General features: G+C 50.0%; 14 protein-coding genes, 1 tRNA gene and 1 pseudogene. 12 read left to right on the top strand and 4 right to left on the bottom strand.

The window, feature by feature from the left end; genetic code table 11:
* From Q0340_RS04855 to Q0340_RS04835, 5 genes and pseudogenes are all read left to right on the top strand, one after another.
* Positions 1 to 321: pseudogene (locus Q0340_RS04855) on the top strand (histidine kinase); the annotation flags it as partial.
* Complete coding sequence (locus Q0340_RS04850; protein ID WP_298082397.1) at positions 299 to 1,609, top strand: UDP-N-acetylmuramoyl-L-alanyl-D-glutamate--2,6-diaminopimelate ligase; 1,311 nt, start codon at positions 299 to 301, stop codon at positions 1,607 to 1,609. The pseudogene Q0340_RS04855 and the gene Q0340_RS04850, both read left to right, overlap by 23 nt.
* 16 nt (positions 1,610 to 1,625) lie before the next feature.
* On the top strand, positions 1,626 to 1,973 hold the full coding sequence (panD, locus tag Q0340_RS04845) for an aspartate 1-decarboxylase (protein ID WP_298082396.1): 348 nt from the start codon (positions 1,626 to 1,628) through the stop codon (positions 1,971 to 1,973).
* Between the two features lies 1 nt (position 1,974).
* Entirely contained in the window at positions 1,975 to 2,454 is a 480-nt protein-coding gene (locus Q0340_RS04840) for a hypothetical protein (protein WP_298082395.1), read from the top strand.
* Positions 2,455 to 2,592: 138 nt separating this feature from the next.
* Positions 2,593 to 3,408 carry a hypothetical protein gene (locus tag Q0340_RS04835; RefSeq protein ID WP_298082394.1) on the top strand — a complete coding sequence of 272 codons (816 nt, stop codon included), beginning with the start codon at positions 2,593 to 2,595 and terminating at the stop codon, positions 3,406 to 3,408.
* Between the two features lie 398 nt (positions 3,409 to 3,806).
* On the opposite strand, the gene Q0340_RS04830 is transcribed toward Q0340_RS04835, so the two are convergent.
* The gene (locus tag Q0340_RS04830; protein WP_298082393.1) at positions 3,807 to 4,172 is read right to left on the bottom strand and encodes a hypothetical protein; all 366 of its coding nucleotides are present in this window, start codon (positions 4,170 to 4,172) and stop codon (positions 3,807 to 3,809) included.
* Between the two features lie 204 nt (positions 4,173 to 4,376).
* Between Q0340_RS04830 and Q0340_RS04825 the strand changes: the two genes are divergently transcribed.
* The 6 genes from Q0340_RS04825 to Q0340_RS04800 all read left to right on the top strand — a co-directional run bounded on the left by Q0340_RS04825 (position 4,377) and on the right by Q0340_RS04800 (position 9,532).
* On the top strand, positions 4,377 to 4,706 hold the full coding sequence (locus Q0340_RS04825) for a YbaB/EbfC family nucleoid-associated protein (protein ID WP_297880275.1): 330 nt from the start codon (positions 4,377 to 4,379) through the stop codon (positions 4,704 to 4,706).
* A gap of 572 nt (positions 4,707 to 5,278) precedes the next feature.
* Positions 5,279 to 6,130 carry a polyprenyl synthetase family protein gene (locus Q0340_RS04820; RefSeq protein ID WP_298082392.1) on the top strand — a complete coding sequence of 284 codons (852 nt, stop codon included), beginning with the start codon at positions 5,279 to 5,281 and terminating at the stop codon, positions 6,128 to 6,130.
* A 3-nt stretch (positions 6,131 to 6,133) separates the two neighbouring features.
* Positions 6,134 to 8,062 (top strand): transketolase, encoded by a 1,929-nt coding sequence (tkt, locus tag Q0340_RS04815; protein ID WP_298082391.1) that lies wholly within the window; start codon positions 6,134 to 6,136, stop codon positions 8,060 to 8,062.
* Positions 8,063 to 8,089: 27 nt separating this feature from the next.
* Entirely contained in the window at positions 8,090 to 8,500 is a 411-nt protein-coding gene (locus Q0340_RS04810) for a GyrI-like domain-containing protein (protein WP_363317249.1), read from the top strand.
* A 360-nt stretch (positions 8,501 to 8,860) separates the two neighbouring features.
* Positions 8,861 to 8,948, top strand: a tRNA-Ser gene (locus Q0340_RS04805).
* 35 nt (positions 8,949 to 8,983) lie between these two features.
* On the top strand, positions 8,984 to 9,532 hold the full coding sequence (locus tag Q0340_RS04800; RefSeq protein ID WP_298082389.1) for a GrpB family protein: 549 nt from the start codon (positions 8,984 to 8,986) through the stop codon (positions 9,530 to 9,532).
* Between the two features lie 417 nt (positions 9,533 to 9,949).
* On the opposite strand, the gene Q0340_RS04795 is transcribed toward Q0340_RS04800, so the two are convergent.
* On the bottom strand, positions 9,950 to 11,035 hold the full coding sequence (locus tag Q0340_RS04795) for a threonine synthase (protein ID WP_298082388.1): 1,086 nt from the start codon (positions 11,033 to 11,035) through the stop codon (positions 9,950 to 9,952).
* Positions 11,036 to 11,043: 8 nt separating this feature from the next.
* Entirely contained in the window at positions 11,044 to 11,430 is a 387-nt protein-coding gene (locus Q0340_RS04790; RefSeq protein WP_298082387.1) for a RidA family protein, read from the bottom strand.
* A 141-nt stretch (positions 11,431 to 11,571) separates the two neighbouring features.
* Here Q0340_RS04790 and Q0340_RS04785 point away from each other — a divergent pair, with 141 nt between their 5' ends.
* Positions 11,572 to 12,288, top strand: a complete 717-nt coding sequence (locus tag Q0340_RS04785; RefSeq protein ID WP_298082386.1) for a PAS domain-containing protein — start codon at positions 11,572 to 11,574, stop codon at positions 12,286 to 12,288.
* A gap of 173 nt (positions 12,289 to 12,461) precedes the next feature.
* Here the strand turns inward: Q0340_RS04785 and Q0340_RS04780 are convergent, their stop codons facing one another.
* On the bottom strand, positions 12,462 to 14,450 hold the full coding sequence (locus Q0340_RS04780; RefSeq protein WP_298082385.1) for a phosphoethanolamine transferase: 1,989 nt from the start codon (positions 14,448 to 14,450) through the stop codon (positions 12,462 to 12,464).
* Positions 14,451 to 14,967: the final 517 nt, after the last annotated feature.

The following is a 14,967-nucleotide window of genomic DNA, read 5'->3' as shown; positions in this document are numbered from 1 at the left end:
ATTAACGAAAAGATCGCGAACGAAGCGGCTTCCGAACCCGGTGCCGAGGATGAGATTGCAGTCATCGCCTATGCCGATTTTATGCGCGCGGTAGGCCAAAGAGGCTTTAAAGACGCCTTCGAATCGATCATTTTTTCCTCCAAAATCGCCATTTCGGACAAAACCGAGATGATAGAATTTTTAGAAAATTTGATAGAAAACGGCTACTACGAAATGGGGCTTAATTACGTCGAGAGCTCGGCTGCCGCGTATGCAGGCGATGAGCGCTTCGAAGCGCTGATGCAAAAAATCAAAAATCATGAAAATACGACTCGAAAATAGCTTTATCACCGATAACTCCGCCGAGTGCGAGGCGGGCTGCTTTTTTATGCGCACGAGCGCGAACGCTAAATTCCAAGCCGAAGCGGCGCAAAAAGGCGCGCAGATCATCTCTATCGCGCAAGCAAAGGAGCTTTTAAAGATTGATCCGCGCATCAAAATCGTAGGCATCACCGGTACGAACGGCAAAACGACGACCGCGGCAGCGATCTACTCGACGCTACTTGACCTAGGCTTTGGCTGCGGTCTAAGCGGCACGCGCGGCGCCTTTATAAACGAGCGCAGGATCGACGAGAAGGGGCTTACGACGAGCTCGGTTTTTAAGACGATGAGCTATCTTTACGAAGCTAGCAAGCAGGGCTGCGAGTATTTCGTCATGGAGGTTAGCTCGCACGCAATCGCGCAAAATCGCATAGAAGGGCTAAATTTTGCGCTTAAAATTTTTACGAATTTAAGCCAAGATCATCTCGATTATCATGGCAGCATGCAAGAATACGCTGCGGTAAAGAGCTCATTTTTCGCTGACGACGCGCCAAAGCTCATAAACGCCGACGATGGGCATATTAAATTTAACCCTGCAAACGCCCTTACCTACGGCATCAAAAACGCCGCGAGCTTCGGCGTGAGCGGATACGGGCTAAAGGGCGGCATCGACGCGCTCGTGCGCACCCCAAACGGCGATAATGCGCAGCTGCAAAGCGATCTGATCGGCGAGTTTAATCTCTACAACCTTACCGCGGCGTTTGCGGCGGTTAAAATTCTGACCAAGCTGCCGAATGAGAAGATCGCAAAAGCCCTGGCAAACTTCGGCGGCGTCGAGGGTCGCGTGCAGATCGTAAATAAAAACCCGCTTGTGATCGTCGATTTCGCCCATACCCCAGACGGTATCGAAAAGGTGCTAAACGCACTGCGCACAAGCGGCGAGATCATCGCGGTTTTTGGCGCGGGAGGCGATCGTGACCACGGCAAGCGTCCGAAAATGGGCGCTATCGCCGAGCACTTTGCCAAAATTTGCATCGTCACGAGCGATAATCCGCGTAGCGAAGAGCCGAGCGAAATCATCGATCAAATCTGCGCCGGCATGCGCCAAAAAGATAAAATTTTAAAGATCGCGGATCGCAAAGAGGCGATCGCGCGCGCGCTAGATCTTGCCAAAAACGGCGAGATAATTGCTATTTTGGGCAAGGGCGACGAGACCTACCAGGAGATCAAGGGCGTGAAGCACCCCTTCAGCGACAAGCAGGTCGTAAGCGAGCTCGTCGCGGCGCGAGGCGGGTCAAATTTAGACTAAATTTAAAGGACGGCCGATGAAAATCGAAATTTTATCAAGCAAAATCCACCGCGCGCGCGTGACGGACGCCAACCTAAACTACGTGGGCTCCATTACGATCGGACCCGAGCTCATCGAAGCTGCGGGGCTTTGCGAGTACCAAAAAGTCGAAATCCTAAACGTCAATAACGGCGAGCGCTTCGCTACATACGTGATCCGCGGCGAGAAAAAGGGCGAGATCTGCCTAAACGGCGCAGCTGCGCGAAAAGTATGCATCGGCGACGTCGTCATTATCGTGGCTTACGCACAGATGAGCGCAAAAAAAGCGAGAGATTTTGAGCCAAAAATCGTGCAGGTAAACGAGCGAAACGAGATCATAAAATAGCATGGCACCGCGCCTTGAGGAGCTTTTCGCCTCACCGCAGCACTACGAAAAATACAAAGCGCGGCTGGGTAAAAAACTAGCCGAGTTTCGCTTCGGCTTTATGAGCGACGCAAAATGGCGCAAGCTCTTTTCTGCTATCTGCGCCGAAGACTCGCCCGCGCAGCAGTGCGAAATTTATGATTTCTTCGGCTCCTGCGTGAACGAGATCAGATTCGCCCTACCCGCCGAAGACTACGCGCAAGGCATCTGCGAAAACTACATCTCGCAGCGCCTCACGACGAGCGAAAAGCCCACCCTCTACGCCGAGATAGAATACATAGAATTTGCAAAATTTTACGACTTCATAAGCCGCGGCGTGCTTTTGTCACCAGGGCGTAAGAGCCAAGACCTCGATGCCATAGCGCGCTATTTAGGGCACCTGGGCAAATTTGAGATGGAGTCGGGCGAGCAAAGCTTAAAAATTTACGGCTACAGGCGCTAACTCTTTGCGCGGAGTTTTGCTACATTGTGCGTAGGCACGGGCTGCCGAACCCGCGCGCCAAGAAGCACAATTCGCGCTAAATTTCACTCCGAACAGCCCGTTATAGCCGCTTGCCGGTCCGCAAAAAAGGAGCAAACTTTGAACTACGAAGAATTTTATGGCGCCGTCTGCGAAACGGTAGAAAAATTTGAAGCGAGCGGGGCCGCAAACAAGGAGCTGGACGCATATCTACTCGCGCTTTTGAGGCTGCTTGAAGCACGCGGCAGCGAACCCTTTAGCGCAGAGCTAATGCTTGAAATTTTAAGTGCGGCGTTTGAGAGCGAGAGGGCGGAGCCTAGCGAGGCGTGGCTTGAGATAGAGCGAGCGCCCGAGCTTGCGCACTTCTGCAAAGATGAGCCTGCGGGCGGCGATACGTTTCGTTCGGCGAAGGAGCCAAAAACCGCTGCGGATATAATGCGTTGCCTACCGGAGGGCTTTGAGATAAAATTTGACGAAAGCAGATCTACAAATTTTAAAACCGCGCTAAGCGAGACAAAATTTACGAACGGCGATCTAAAAGACGACGAGAGCAAGACGCAAGAGCAAAATTATATCACCGCAAGCGACAGTCTCTCCGCAAAAGCAGCGCGAGGCGAGCCCTTGGAGCCAAAGACGAACGAGCCCTTAAAATTCGAGGCCGCAGATAAGCACGACGAGCTTGCGTATTCCGCGGAGGTTATAAAATTTCAGCTAGCGGAGCTTAGCAGGATGCGCGCTAGCGGACAGCTTGCGGACGAGAGCAAGTTTTTCGGCATCGTCTCGTCAGGCGGGCATGGCTGGTATAATTTCGATCCGTTTTCACTGCTAGAGTGCGGGGCGCGCGGCCTGATGGATCACGCGGGCGAGGATGAGCCCGTGCACGGCGACTGGGAAATGCTCGGCGAACTGCTCGAAATGGGACGTACGTACGAGTAGGCGGCGAATTTTGCGGCTAAATTCCAAAATCCGCAGCGCAAATTTAATGATATCGCTTTGCCCCTCATAGATTGTGAGCGAAATTAAATTGCTCGCTTATCGTGCATGCGCCGCTTCGGCAGGGCTCGGTCAATTTCTGCGGTTTGAAATTTTACGTCTCGCGTCCGCCGTAAAATTTGAGAGTACGCTTAAAATTTCAGATCGCTCCGAGCATGAAATTTGACGATTTTAAAATCATAATTTCGACCCTATTTCGCTTAAAAAATTGATATAAAATTTCGAATTCTAGCCATTTTCGTGCAAAATTTCTCGCGAGTTTGCGCGCTCTTTAAAAACGGATTTAAATTTAGCGCCTCTGCTAAAATTTCTACGGCAAGCCAAATTTACCGCTTCGTCCGCTACTTTAAATGCTCTTTCAACTCCGCGATTTGTCGCTTAACTTCGTCTATTATCTGCGGCGAGTTTTCCCAAATTTCAAGAAAAGCCCATTCGTCGCTTGGCGGGTCGATCATATTTTCCAAAATCGTAACGACTTTTCGGATAGTCGGTCGCAATTTATCTAAAAAATCCGACGGACACGCATACGGCGAACCGAAACGCTCCAAAACATGCGCGACCGCCCTGATTTCGTCATAGTTTTCATTTTTCGGATCGAAATTCGCCGCCGTGCTTTGCAGCAGATCAAAATTTTTACTCTCCCAAAATCTCGCGAACCAGTCCGCCGCCTCGTCGTTTTCGTACGCTTTGTAACCCCAATCGCCCATTTTTAGCTCCTTTTAAAACAAATTTCATCGCCGAGCTTTAGCGGCGCCTCTTATTTAAATTTTACCCGCCCAAGCTAAATTTAAGCGTTTTTTGACTGCCCGCACCCGCCGCAAAATCAAAGCCAAGCACAAAACTCGCGCGCCAAGTCAAACGCTAAATTTAGCTTAAATTTGCTAAAATAGCCAAAATTTAAAGGATTTTTGATGTTTGAGGGAATGGATTTTTCGAAAATGGGGCAGATGCTCGATCAAATGCAGGCCAAGGCTAAGCAGATCGAGGAGGAGAATGCGCGCAAGGAATTTACCGTAAAATCGGGCGCGGGCATGGTCGCCATCAGGCTAAACGGCGCGGGTGAGGTGCTTGATCTAAGCATCGACGATAGTCTTTTTAACGACAAAGAGAGCTTGCAGATCCTGCTAATTTCGGCGATAGGCGACGCGATAAAACTCGTCGAAAATGAAAAGAAAGGCGCCGCAGCGTCCATGCTAGGAGGGCTCGGCGGCCTAGGTGATCTGCTTGGCAATAAGGGCTAAGCGTAGTTCAAAAATGGTGAAAATAGGCTTTTTAGAGAGGGCGACTACTTCCCGCCTAGCGAGCGGTTTCTGTAGCGAACTAAATGAAGCCCTATTTTATAAGGCGACAAGTTAAATTTAGATTTTTGTGGCGGTGTAGCTTACATAAAGTGAAACTTGTTTGATTTGACGCTAGGTTATTAAATTTTAACCTTAGTAAATCAGTCAAATTTAACGGGCGGCACGAGGACAAATTCTAAAATTTCGGCAGGCTGCTACACTGCGGCGCAAAGTAAAATTTAGCTAGCGCAGCTTAAATGCAAAGCAAGGCGAGCCGTTGCGCGACATCCGCGAGCAAATCGAGCGTAAGATGCGGCTCAAAAAAGCGGAGCATCCTTCGCCTCGCGCACTGCGTAAAGCTAGGGAAATTAAAATTTAAAATTTTAAGCGGCATGATTACTTCTACGCGACGTACAAACGGCTCGCGACAGCAAAGTCTAAGCTGCGCGACGAAAAGGCATTCGAAGGGCGCGAATTTGCATTCGTCAAGGGCGCGCCCAAGCAGAGCAAATCAAAACCGCAAGGTAGGATCGATGGATATTTTAGAAAAATTTAAAGATTACTTGAAGCGCAACGAGCTGAAGGCGTCTAGCTTTCATCCGTATTTCGAGGAGGCGCTCAATTACATACTGCAAGCGGGCGGCAAGCATTTTCGCGCGCAGCTACTGCTAGGCGTCGTTTCGGCAGTGGATGAGCGACGCTTTGAAGGTGCGCTGGCGATCGCGATGGCGCTTGAGATGATCCACACCTACTCGCTTATCCACGACGATCTGCCCGCGATGGACGATGCGGATCTGCGCCGCGGACGGCCGAGCCTGCATAAAAAATACGACGAGGTCACGGCGATTTTGGTGGGCGACGCGCTAAATACCGACGCGTTTTTGATCGCCGCGAGCGCGAACCTAAGCGACGAGATCAAGATAAAATGCATTAAAACTCTAGCGCGAAACGCAGGCAGCAGCGGCATGGTGCTCGGTCAGGCGATCGATTGCCATTTTGAAAACAGTCCGTTAAAGCAAAGCGAGCTTGAGTTTTTGCATCTGCATAAAACGGGCGCGCTCATCGCAGCGGCGTTTGAGCTAGGCGCCATAATCGGCGGGTTAAAGGATGAGCTCGCGCATGAGCTTTATAAGATCGGACTGAAGCTAGGTCTCATATTTCAGATCGAGGATGATATCATCGACGCCACGGGCGACGAAGCAAGCGCAGGCAAGCCCGTAGGAGCGGACGGCGCGAAAAATTCCTTCGTAAATTTACTCGGACTTGCGGGCGCTAGAAGCTACAAGCAGCGCCTAATAGACGAGGTAAATGGCGCGATGAGCGGCTATGACGCAAGCCTACGCGATTTGGTTTTAAATTTGATAGAAAAATACCTGAAAGGATGAAAAATGTCGAGCGAGCAGCTAAGTAAAATTTCAAACACGATCAAATTTCTAAGCGCGGATATGATCCAAAGCGCCAACTCAGGCCATCCCGGCACGCCGATGGGGCTAAGCGACGTAATGAGCGTCTTTATGAGCAAGGTCCGCCACAACCCCAAAAATCCCGCGTGGCTGAACCGCGACCGCGTCGTATTCTCGGGCGGGCACGCAAGCGCGCTCGTGTATAGCTACCTCTATCTTAGCGGATACGATTTGAGCATGGACGATCTGAAAAGTTTCAGACGCCTGCACTCCAAAACCCCGGGCCACCCGGAGATCACTACCCCAGGCGTCGAGATCGCTACCGGACCGCTCGGTCAGGGCGTCGCAAACGCAGTCGGATTTGCGATGGCCGCGAAATACGCCGCGCATCTGCTCAACGAGGAAGGAAACGAGATTATCGATCACCGCGTCTATTGCTTCTGCGGCGACGGCGATCTGCAGGAGGGCATCAGCTACGAAGCGTGCGCGCTTGCGGGCAGACACAACCTCGATAATCTCACGATAATCTATGATTCTAACGGCATCACGATCGACGGCAGCACCGATATCGCGTGGTTTGAGGACGTAAAAGTGCGATTTGAAGCGCAAGGCTTTGAGGTCGCGCGCATCGACGGGCATAATTTCGATCAGATAGAATTTGTCCTTGACGAGGTCAAAAACAAAACCAAACCCTACCTCATCATCGCAAACACCACGATCGGCAAGGGGGCGCTAGAGCTTGAGGGCACGGCCAAGACGCACGGCGCGCCGCTTGGAGAGGAGCTGCTTGCGCGCGCTAAGCAAAGCCTGGGCTTTGATTCAGCCCAAAGCTTCGTCGTAAGCGAGGACGTGCTTTTTGAAACGCGCGCTGCGGTTGAGAGGGGCGATTTGGAGGAGCGGCTTTGGAAGGAGAAGCTTGCGAAGCTAAGCGATGAAAAAAGAGCGCTTCTAAACGAGCTTTTAAATCCCGACTTTAGCAAGATAGAATTTCCCGATTTTAGCGGGCTTAAGGTCGCCACGCGCGATAGCAACGGTAAAATTTTAAACGCCATCGCAAACGCGGTGCCCGGCTTTTTGGGCGGAAGCGCCGATTTGGCGGCGTCGAATAAGACCGAGCTAAAAGGCGGCGGCGACTTTCCGTGCGGCAAAAATTTACACTTCGGCATCCGCGAGCACGCGATGGCGGCGATCGGCAACGCTTTTGCGAGGTACGGGCTTTTCATCCCGTTTAGCGCGACGTTTTTCATCTTTAGCGACTATCTCAAAACGGGCGCTCGGCTCGCGGCACTGATGGGTTTGCGACACTATTTCGTCTTCACGCACGACAGCATCGGCGTGGGCGAGGACGGGCCGACGCACGAGCCTATCGAGCAGCTTAGCACCTTCCGCGCGATGCCAGACTTCTACACCTTCCGCCCCGCGGACGGCAACGAAAACGTAAAATGCTGGCGCACGGCGCTTGCCCTGAATGCCCCCGCGGCGTTCGTCTGCTCGCGTCAGGGGCTTGAGCCGCTGCCTAAGGCGGTTTTGGGCGACGTGCAAAACGGCGCGTATCTGCTAAGGCAGAGCAAAGAGGCGCAAATCACGCTCATCGCAAGCGGCAGCGAAGTCTCGCTCTGCCTAAAAGCGGCGGCGATCCTGCAAGAGCAAGGCATCGGCGCAAACGTCGTAAGCGCGCCGTGCTTCGAGCTTTTGTGCGAGCAGGGCGCAGATTATTTGGCGCAAATCCTAGAGCCGCAAACTAAAATTTTAGCCGTCGAGGCCGCAAGCGCGCTTGAATGGTATAAATTTGCAGACGCGGTACACGGCATGCAAAGCTTCGGCGAAAGCGGCAACGCAAACGAGCTATTTAAGCTTTTCGGCTTCACCGACGTCGCGATCGCAAAGCAGGCCAAAGAGCTTTTAGAGCAGTAGCGAAAAGGGTAAAATTTGAGCGAAAAAATCAAAATTTCATATTTAGACGGATTTAAAATTTACGGGCTAAAAGCCCGCACGAAAAACGCGGACGAGCTAGGCGGAAGCGGCAAAATTCCCGCGCTGTGGGCGAAATTTATGAAAGAGTGTTATGACGGGCGGAGCGAGATTTACGGCGTCTATTACAATTACGAAGACGGCGCCGACGGGCTTTACGATATATTTATCGGCACCAAAGTGCCCCGCAGCGACGAAGCCTTGGAGATCAAAAGCGGCAAATACGCCGTTTTTAGTTTCCCAAATGAGCCGCAAAACGTAGCAAAGTTTTGGGGCAAAATTTGGAGCTTTTTTGAGGCCGGCGAACTAAAAAGAGCGTTTGGAACGGATTTTGAGTTTTACGGCGGAGACAAGATCAAAATTTTTATCTCGGTTTTGTAGGGCGGCACATGAAATTTATAAACGGCGAGTGATTTTTCGCCGCCGCGATAAAATTTGCCCGCGAGATGCTAAAATTCCTTACTCGCAAAAGCCGCGCAGAGAGTAAAACGCCGCTGCTTTATAAAATTTCATCCATAAAGCGGTAAAATTCCGTGCCCAAAGCCCAAAACTACGCGCGCGAAAATAAATTTTATGCCCAAAGCGCACCGCGCCGTACCTTAAGCCATGGATTTAAAACGAAATCTAAATTTGCGCCGTTAAATTTCAACCCCCGCCCGCAAAATTAGGCGAAATTTCACGCGGAATTTCATTTTTAAATCTGTTATTAAGCCATTTTTGGCTTAAATTACATTTTCATTCGGGTAGATGTCCGAGCGGTCGAAGGAGCGCGCCTCGAAAGCGCGTAAGGCGTCAGCCTTCTGGGGTTCGAATCCCTATCTACCCGCCATTCATTCAAATTTCACCCAATATTTTGGAGTTAAGATGAGCAACAAACTCCTTTCGATGAGCCTGCAGGAGCTGTGGCGGCTCTTTCCGATACGTCTCGTGCCGCACGATCCGCGCTGGGGCGAATACTTTAGGCAGGAGCGCGAAATTCTGAGCGGCCTGCTGCAAGATCATGGCAAGATCAAGATCCACCATATCGGCAGCACTGCGGTAAGCGGGATCTGGGCGAAGCCGATCGTAGATATTTTGATCGAATGCTCGGATATTGCCGCCGCCAAACAGCGCCTGATAGACGCGGGCTATCTGCTAATGAGCGAAAAGGGGAGCCGCTGCAGCCTAAATAAGGGCTACACCGAAGCGGGATTTGCCGAGCGCGTTTTTCACGTACATCTACGAAATTTCGGCGATGCGGACGAGATATTTTTTAGAGATTTTTTGCGGGCGAATGCGGATATCGCCGAGCGGTACGAGGCGCTTAAATTAGAGCTTTGCAAGCGATTCGAGTTCGACCGCGACGCCTATACTGCGGCAAAAAGCGAATTCGTGCTTAAGCTTACGCGCATCGCTAAAGAAAACTCGAAATAGCCGCGCAAATTTGATCCTCTGCGTAGAAGGTCGCTTCCCAAGAGCGATAAAAATGGCTAAATTTTATAAACGAAATGGGTAGATAGCGCCGCACCTTGCAGATTAGTTTTTATAAAATTTTGATCGTATTTTTAAATTTAAAGGGCGACTGCCCAGTTATCGTAGATAAATTTTACAAATCCAACTGACGGCAAAGTCGCCCATAAAATGCGCTGTATCACCTATCGCCATATCACACCACAAACAAAAAGGTATTCCCACGCTTAGGTGCAAATTTAAATTTAAAAGCCTACGCGTCGTTAAATTTTTAAAATTTCACCAAAAACAAACTCACAAACTCGCTAAATTTAAAACGGCGAAAACTTTAAATTCCTCGCCGCTAGCTAGCCGCATAAATTCCACGCCGAGCGTTTAAATTTAATGATCGCTCTTCAGCCCCGCGCCGCAAAGCGGGATAATGCTATCTCCTTGCAGATCGCGGCTTTCTTTGTAGCGCAGATATGCCGCATAAGTAGCCGCGGTCGTATGCTCGACGTAAAATCCGCCGCGTGCAAGCGCCGCTCTGGCAGGCAGTATGTCGCTCTCGCTCGCCAAGATCACCTCTCGTTCGCCCGCGTAGCTTGAGCCAAGAATTTCACCCGCGCGCATCGGTCTTGCGATCGCGATGCCCTCCGCTAGCGTCGGCTGCGGCTTGATCTCGCGCGCCGCACCTTTAGCGTCAAAAAGCGGAGCGCAACGCTCGCCCTGAACGATGAAAATTTTTGGCAGCGCCTCGATAAGACCGCCCTCATATAGCTCGCCCAGCGCCGCTTGAGCGCCCAGCAGTAGCGTGCCGTTGCCCACGGGGATAAAGATATTGCGCGGCACCCTGCCCAGCTGCTCGTAGATCTCATAAATATAGCTCTTCGTGCCCTCGTAAAAGATCGGATTATAAACGTGATTGGCGTAATAGATCTGCTCCTGCGCAGCCTTTTTGCGGCACGCGTCCGCCGTCTCGTCGCGGCTGCCGTCAAAGACCGTGACGTGCGCGCCGTGGCTTTTGATCATATCGATCTTTTTAGGTGACGTGCCCTTCGGGACGTAAATTTCGCACTCGATGCCCGCGCGAGCGCAGTACGCCGCCACGGCGTTGCCCGCGTTGCCGCTGGAGTCTTGCAGCACCTTTTTCACGCCGATATTTTTAGCATGCAGCACTAAAACCGCCGCGCCGCGGTCTTTAAACGAAAGCGTAGGCATCGCGTAATCAAGCTTGAGATAGAGGTCTTCGCCGAATTCCACGCTCGCCGTAAGCCCCTCGCCCATCGAAATTTCTCTAAATTTAGCCGTATCGATACCCATAAACCTGCGGTATCTAAAGATGCTAAACTCACTTTGATCTACGAGCGCGGGGTTAAATTTAAGCGCATCGGAGTTTAGTTTATACAGCCCGCCGCAGTCGCATTTATAGCTCAAAGTATCGATGGGCGCGTGCTTGCCGCAGCCCGTGCAGATGAAATCGCTCATTTTCGCTCCTATTTTTTCTCTTTGATTTTTGCGACGGCCTCGATCTCTACGAGGCAACCGAAGTGTAGAGCCGTAGTCGGCACCACGACGCGAGCGGGCTTATGCGCGCCAAAAAACAGCGCGTACTGCTCGTCGATCACATCCCAGTTCTCGACGCCCGGCGTATAGACGCGGCACATCCGCACGTCGCCTTTATCCGCTCCCGCGGCGGCCAGCACTGCCGCGACGTTGTTTAGAGCCTGCGCGGTCTGCTCAGCAAGACCCTCCGCAATGGCTCCCGTGCGCGGATCCACGCTTAGCTGCCCCGAGACGTAGAGCGTACCGTCGTCGTCTAAGATGCCCGGCGCATAATGCGCCTTTTTCGGCGCGAAACCGGTTGGATAAATTTCTTTCATTTAAGCTCCTTTGCATATAAAATTTTATATAATTTTACTCTAAATTTATTAAAAATATATAACTATTTCTATAAATTTACAAAATTTTAAAATTTAATCTAAATTTATAGATTTTTTTATATGAAATTTAAGGAACTCAAATTGAATCAGCTTTTGCAGACCTTTATACCGACCGCGCACCTTATTAAAAATACGATCGGCGATTGCGAGGTGGTCATCCACGATATGAGCACGCCGCAAAGCTCCGTCGTTTTCGTCCTAGGCGACGTGACGGGCAGGAGGATCGGCCAAAGCTTCGATCATCTGGTAAAGGACGTGTTGTTAAGCAAAAATTTTGAAAACGACTGCACCGCAAACTACTACTTCACCGCGCAAAACGGCAAGCTCATACGCTCCTCGACTTCTTTGATCCGCGCCGTAAACGGCAAAGTAGTAGGCGCGCTGTGTGTAAATATCGATACCTCAAGCGCCATGGCCGCATACAAAGCAATAAAAAATCTTCTGCCGAACGCAAAGCTCGATAGCAAGGAGTTGCAGGGCGCAAATTTTACCGACGGAGGCTGCAATAACGCGGCATTAGATGAAGCGAGCTCAAATGACAGCGTAAATTTAGAAGCAAAAAACTCTAACGATTCGCAGCAAAATATCCTTGATATCGTCCAAGATCTGATCGCATCGGCTACGCACGATCTGGATGTGGAGGGGATGAAGAAAGAGGATCGAAAGCGTATCGTAAAATTCCTCGCGCAAAAAGGAATTTTTGAGGTAAAAGGTGCGGTAGAGCTCGTCGCAAAGGCGCTTAGGACGCAGAAAGTCACGATTTACTCGTATATGGATGAGGTAAAAAAGGAGAGCTAGCCGCAGCGCATAAATTTGATCTCAAATTTAACAAGCGTTGCGCGCCTTATTATCAGCGTAGCCATTGTGGAGTGGCGCGAATTTAATCTGAATTTGATGAATCGATCAAAAATCAGAACATACTAATCCCTCGTTTATGCAGCATGTAACGGGATAAAAGCAAAACTCATCTATTACTCGAACTCGTAGCCCTTCGCGCTTTTTAATTTCTCGTCATAATCGGCTCCGTTAGCAATTCGCTTGCGCGAAGCATTGAAATCCGCTCGTATCGGGCTTTTGTGCTCGTCAAACTCAAGTGGCGCGACACCGATGATATCTGCTAGCAAATGCGCCAAATCATCGCTCATAAAAGGCTTATCTTTCGCCGCAGCTAGCCTCTGCCACAGCTTAGCATGATCGCTCAAAAACTCGCGCGAGGCTATAAAAAGCAGCGGAATTTCGTAAGTAAAGCGGCTTTCCATGCCGTGCCCAAGGCGTCCGTTTTCGTATAAATTTTCGCCGTGATCGCTAAGATAGACGATGAGGCTGTCATCACCCGAAAAAATTTTAAAAATTTCATTTATGACAAAATCGTTGTAAAGCACGCTGTTGTCGTAATATGCGACGACATCTTTCTGCTTGGAAGTAAGTTTTGCCTTTACGTCCGCCGCGCTAAACTTGCCAAATCCCTCGGGATAGCGCAGGCTGTAATCCATATGGCTGCCGATGAGATGGATCACGTAGAAATTTCGCTCGCCCTGCCCCGCTTTCGCCTGATTTATGAGTGGAAGCAGCACTCCGTCAGGCTTGATGCGGACGGTTTCATAAAGATTGCTCTTTGAGAGGAAAGATTCCGCATCCGCGCGATCGGCAGCGCTTTTAGCACTTAACGCATGCGCGCCGAAAGCCTCTTGATTGCTGATCCAAAAGGTGCGGTAGCCACTTAGCTTAAACATATCGATGATGCTAAGGTTGCGAAACCACGCCCTTTTGCGCTCGCTTTCGTAATCGCTGAAATTTAAAAGCCGCATCAGCACCTGATTAGTCGTGCCGTAAGGCGAGATTGTATCGCTAAATTTTATCAGATTGCCGCTTGCTTCGAGACCCTCCAAAAGCGGTGTATTTTTAACGCCGTATCCATACAGCGACATATGCCCGCGCTGCAAGCTCTCGCCTATTATTAGAACGATATTTTTGACGCGAGACTTTTGCAAGGCGGGGTTTGTAGCGGCCTCAGGATTTTTAGAATTTGAAATCGCGCTGGGGCTTTGCGGTGTAGAATTTAAAGTCTCGCCTGAGTTTTGCGCCTGGACGCTTGATGCGGGAGCGGAATTTTCAGACGCGGAGCCCGAGACGGAGCTTTGCGGATCTGAATTTGCGCTGCCTTTTAAAACGCTTTCGTTCGTGCGCTTAGCCTCGTCGTAGCCGAGCTGCACTTCGTGCATATCGGTGATGAAATTTTTATCGCTCAGATAGTCTTTTATCGTAAAGGCAAACTCCAGCGGGACGTATTGCGATAGCTTGGTTATATAGCCCTGCTTGCCCTGAGAAGCTTTGGCTGCAATATCCGCACAAAAGATCACCCCGTAGATAAGATAAAGCGCCGCTAGCAGCAATCTTAGGCGGCTATGCGTTTGCCCCTTCTTTCTCTGCCCTGCCCTTAGCGCTGCAAAGATGCAGCCAAGCAGTGCCGCTAGGTATAAAATCGTCGCAGGGTTAAGAAACTGCGAAACAAACTCGCGCATCTCGGCTGCGTCGGTATGCACAAGCGCATCGATCGCCACGACGTTGAAGCTTGAGTCGAAATTTACGATCAAAAATAAAGCCACGCTCGCAATTAGCGCAATTAGCGCCAGTAACACGAACGAAACGAGCTTAAAAAATCGGCCGCTAAGCAGATAGCAGAGGTGAAAGATGAGTAAATTTATGATGAATACCGCGGGAAAGCTCTCGGCGATGTAGGCAAAGATGGGGCCGTTAATCTGATAATGTATCTTAGCCCAGCACGCTAGCAGGCATAGCACCGTGCTAAGCCAAAATACCCTCCATACAGGACGTTCGCGCAGCGCGACAAAAAAGCCGCGGTCAATTTTCATAAGCAAGCACGCTATAAGCCTACCCACTTTCGTCCGCGCCATAAGTCCGCCTATATTTGCTAGCGCTACATAAAATTTTTCTCTCATTTTATCTTCCTTGCCTCGTGCGAAGAGACGCGACGACGCGCACTCTGCGTAGCGCGACATGTTTTCGCTTTAAAATCAAGGCGCAATCTTAGCCGCTTAAAGCTTTGAGCTTGCTTACTTGCGCGCCTTTACGCTTCAAATTTTACGGCTAAATTTTAAAGATACGGGGCATGGAATTGAACGGCAAAATTTTAATATAAAGTGGGTTTGTGAGTGAAATTGCAAGACATTATTCTAAAATGAAATTAAAAGGTAGTTCTAAAATTTTAATTCTTAGAATTTTGCAGATAGACTACAAGTCGCTACGATAAATTTTAAAATTATCTAATGCGATTAAACCCCAAAAGCTTGTGAATAAATTTATGTGCCTAACGACCGAGAGGAGGTAAAATTTATAGCGGCTCAAACGATGCAAATTTATAAAAACACGCCGTTCGTGAAATTCCGCCCCATAAAAAGAGCAAAATTCCAATTCTGCCAAGTCTTTTGCGCGAAAATCTACGCGACGCTTAGCACT

It is taken from the genome of uncultured Campylobacter sp., from assembly GCF_938045595.1.
Taxonomy (GTDB): domain Bacteria; phylum Campylobacterota; class Campylobacteria; order Campylobacterales; family Campylobacteraceae; genus Campylobacter_B.
This window is presented reverse-complemented; position numbering and strand designations above follow the sequence as displayed.

Coding starts and splice junctions, on each gene's coding strand:
- Q0340_RS04850 (WP_298082397.1), top strand. CDS start 299: ATGAAAATACGACTCGAAAATAGCTTTATCACCGATAACTCCGCCGAG.
- panD (WP_298082396.1), top strand. CDS start 1,626: ATGAAAATCGAAATTTTATCAAGCAAAATCCACCGCGCGCGCGTGACG.
- Q0340_RS04840 (WP_298082395.1), top strand. CDS start 1,975: ATGGCACCGCGCCTTGAGGAGCTTTTCGCCTCACCGCAGCACTACGAA.
- Q0340_RS04830 (WP_298082393.1), bottom strand. CDS start 4,172: ATGGGCGATTGGGGTTACAAAGCGTACGAAAACGACGAGGCGGCGGAC.
- Q0340_RS04825 (WP_297880275.1), top strand. CDS start 4,377: ATGTTTGAGGGAATGGATTTTTCGAAAATGGGGCAGATGCTCGATCAA.
- Q0340_RS04820 (WP_298082392.1), top strand. CDS start 5,279: ATGGATATTTTAGAAAAATTTAAAGATTACTTGAAGCGCAACGAGCTG.
- tkt (WP_298082391.1), top strand. CDS start 6,134: ATGTCGAGCGAGCAGCTAAGTAAAATTTCAAACACGATCAAATTTCTA.
- Q0340_RS04800 (WP_298082389.1), top strand. CDS start 8,984: ATGAGCAACAAACTCCTTTCGATGAGCCTGCAGGAGCTGTGGCGGCTC.
- Q0340_RS04795 (WP_298082388.1), bottom strand. CDS start 11,035: ATGAGCGATTTCATCTGCACGGGCTGCGGCAAGCACGCGCCCATCGAT.
- Q0340_RS04790 (WP_298082387.1), bottom strand. CDS start 11,430: ATGAAAGAAATTTATCCAACCGGTTTCGCGCCGAAAAAGGCGCATTAT.
- Q0340_RS04780 (WP_298082385.1), bottom strand. CDS start 14,450: ATGAGAGAAAAATTTTATGTAGCGCTAGCAAATATAGGCGGACTTATG.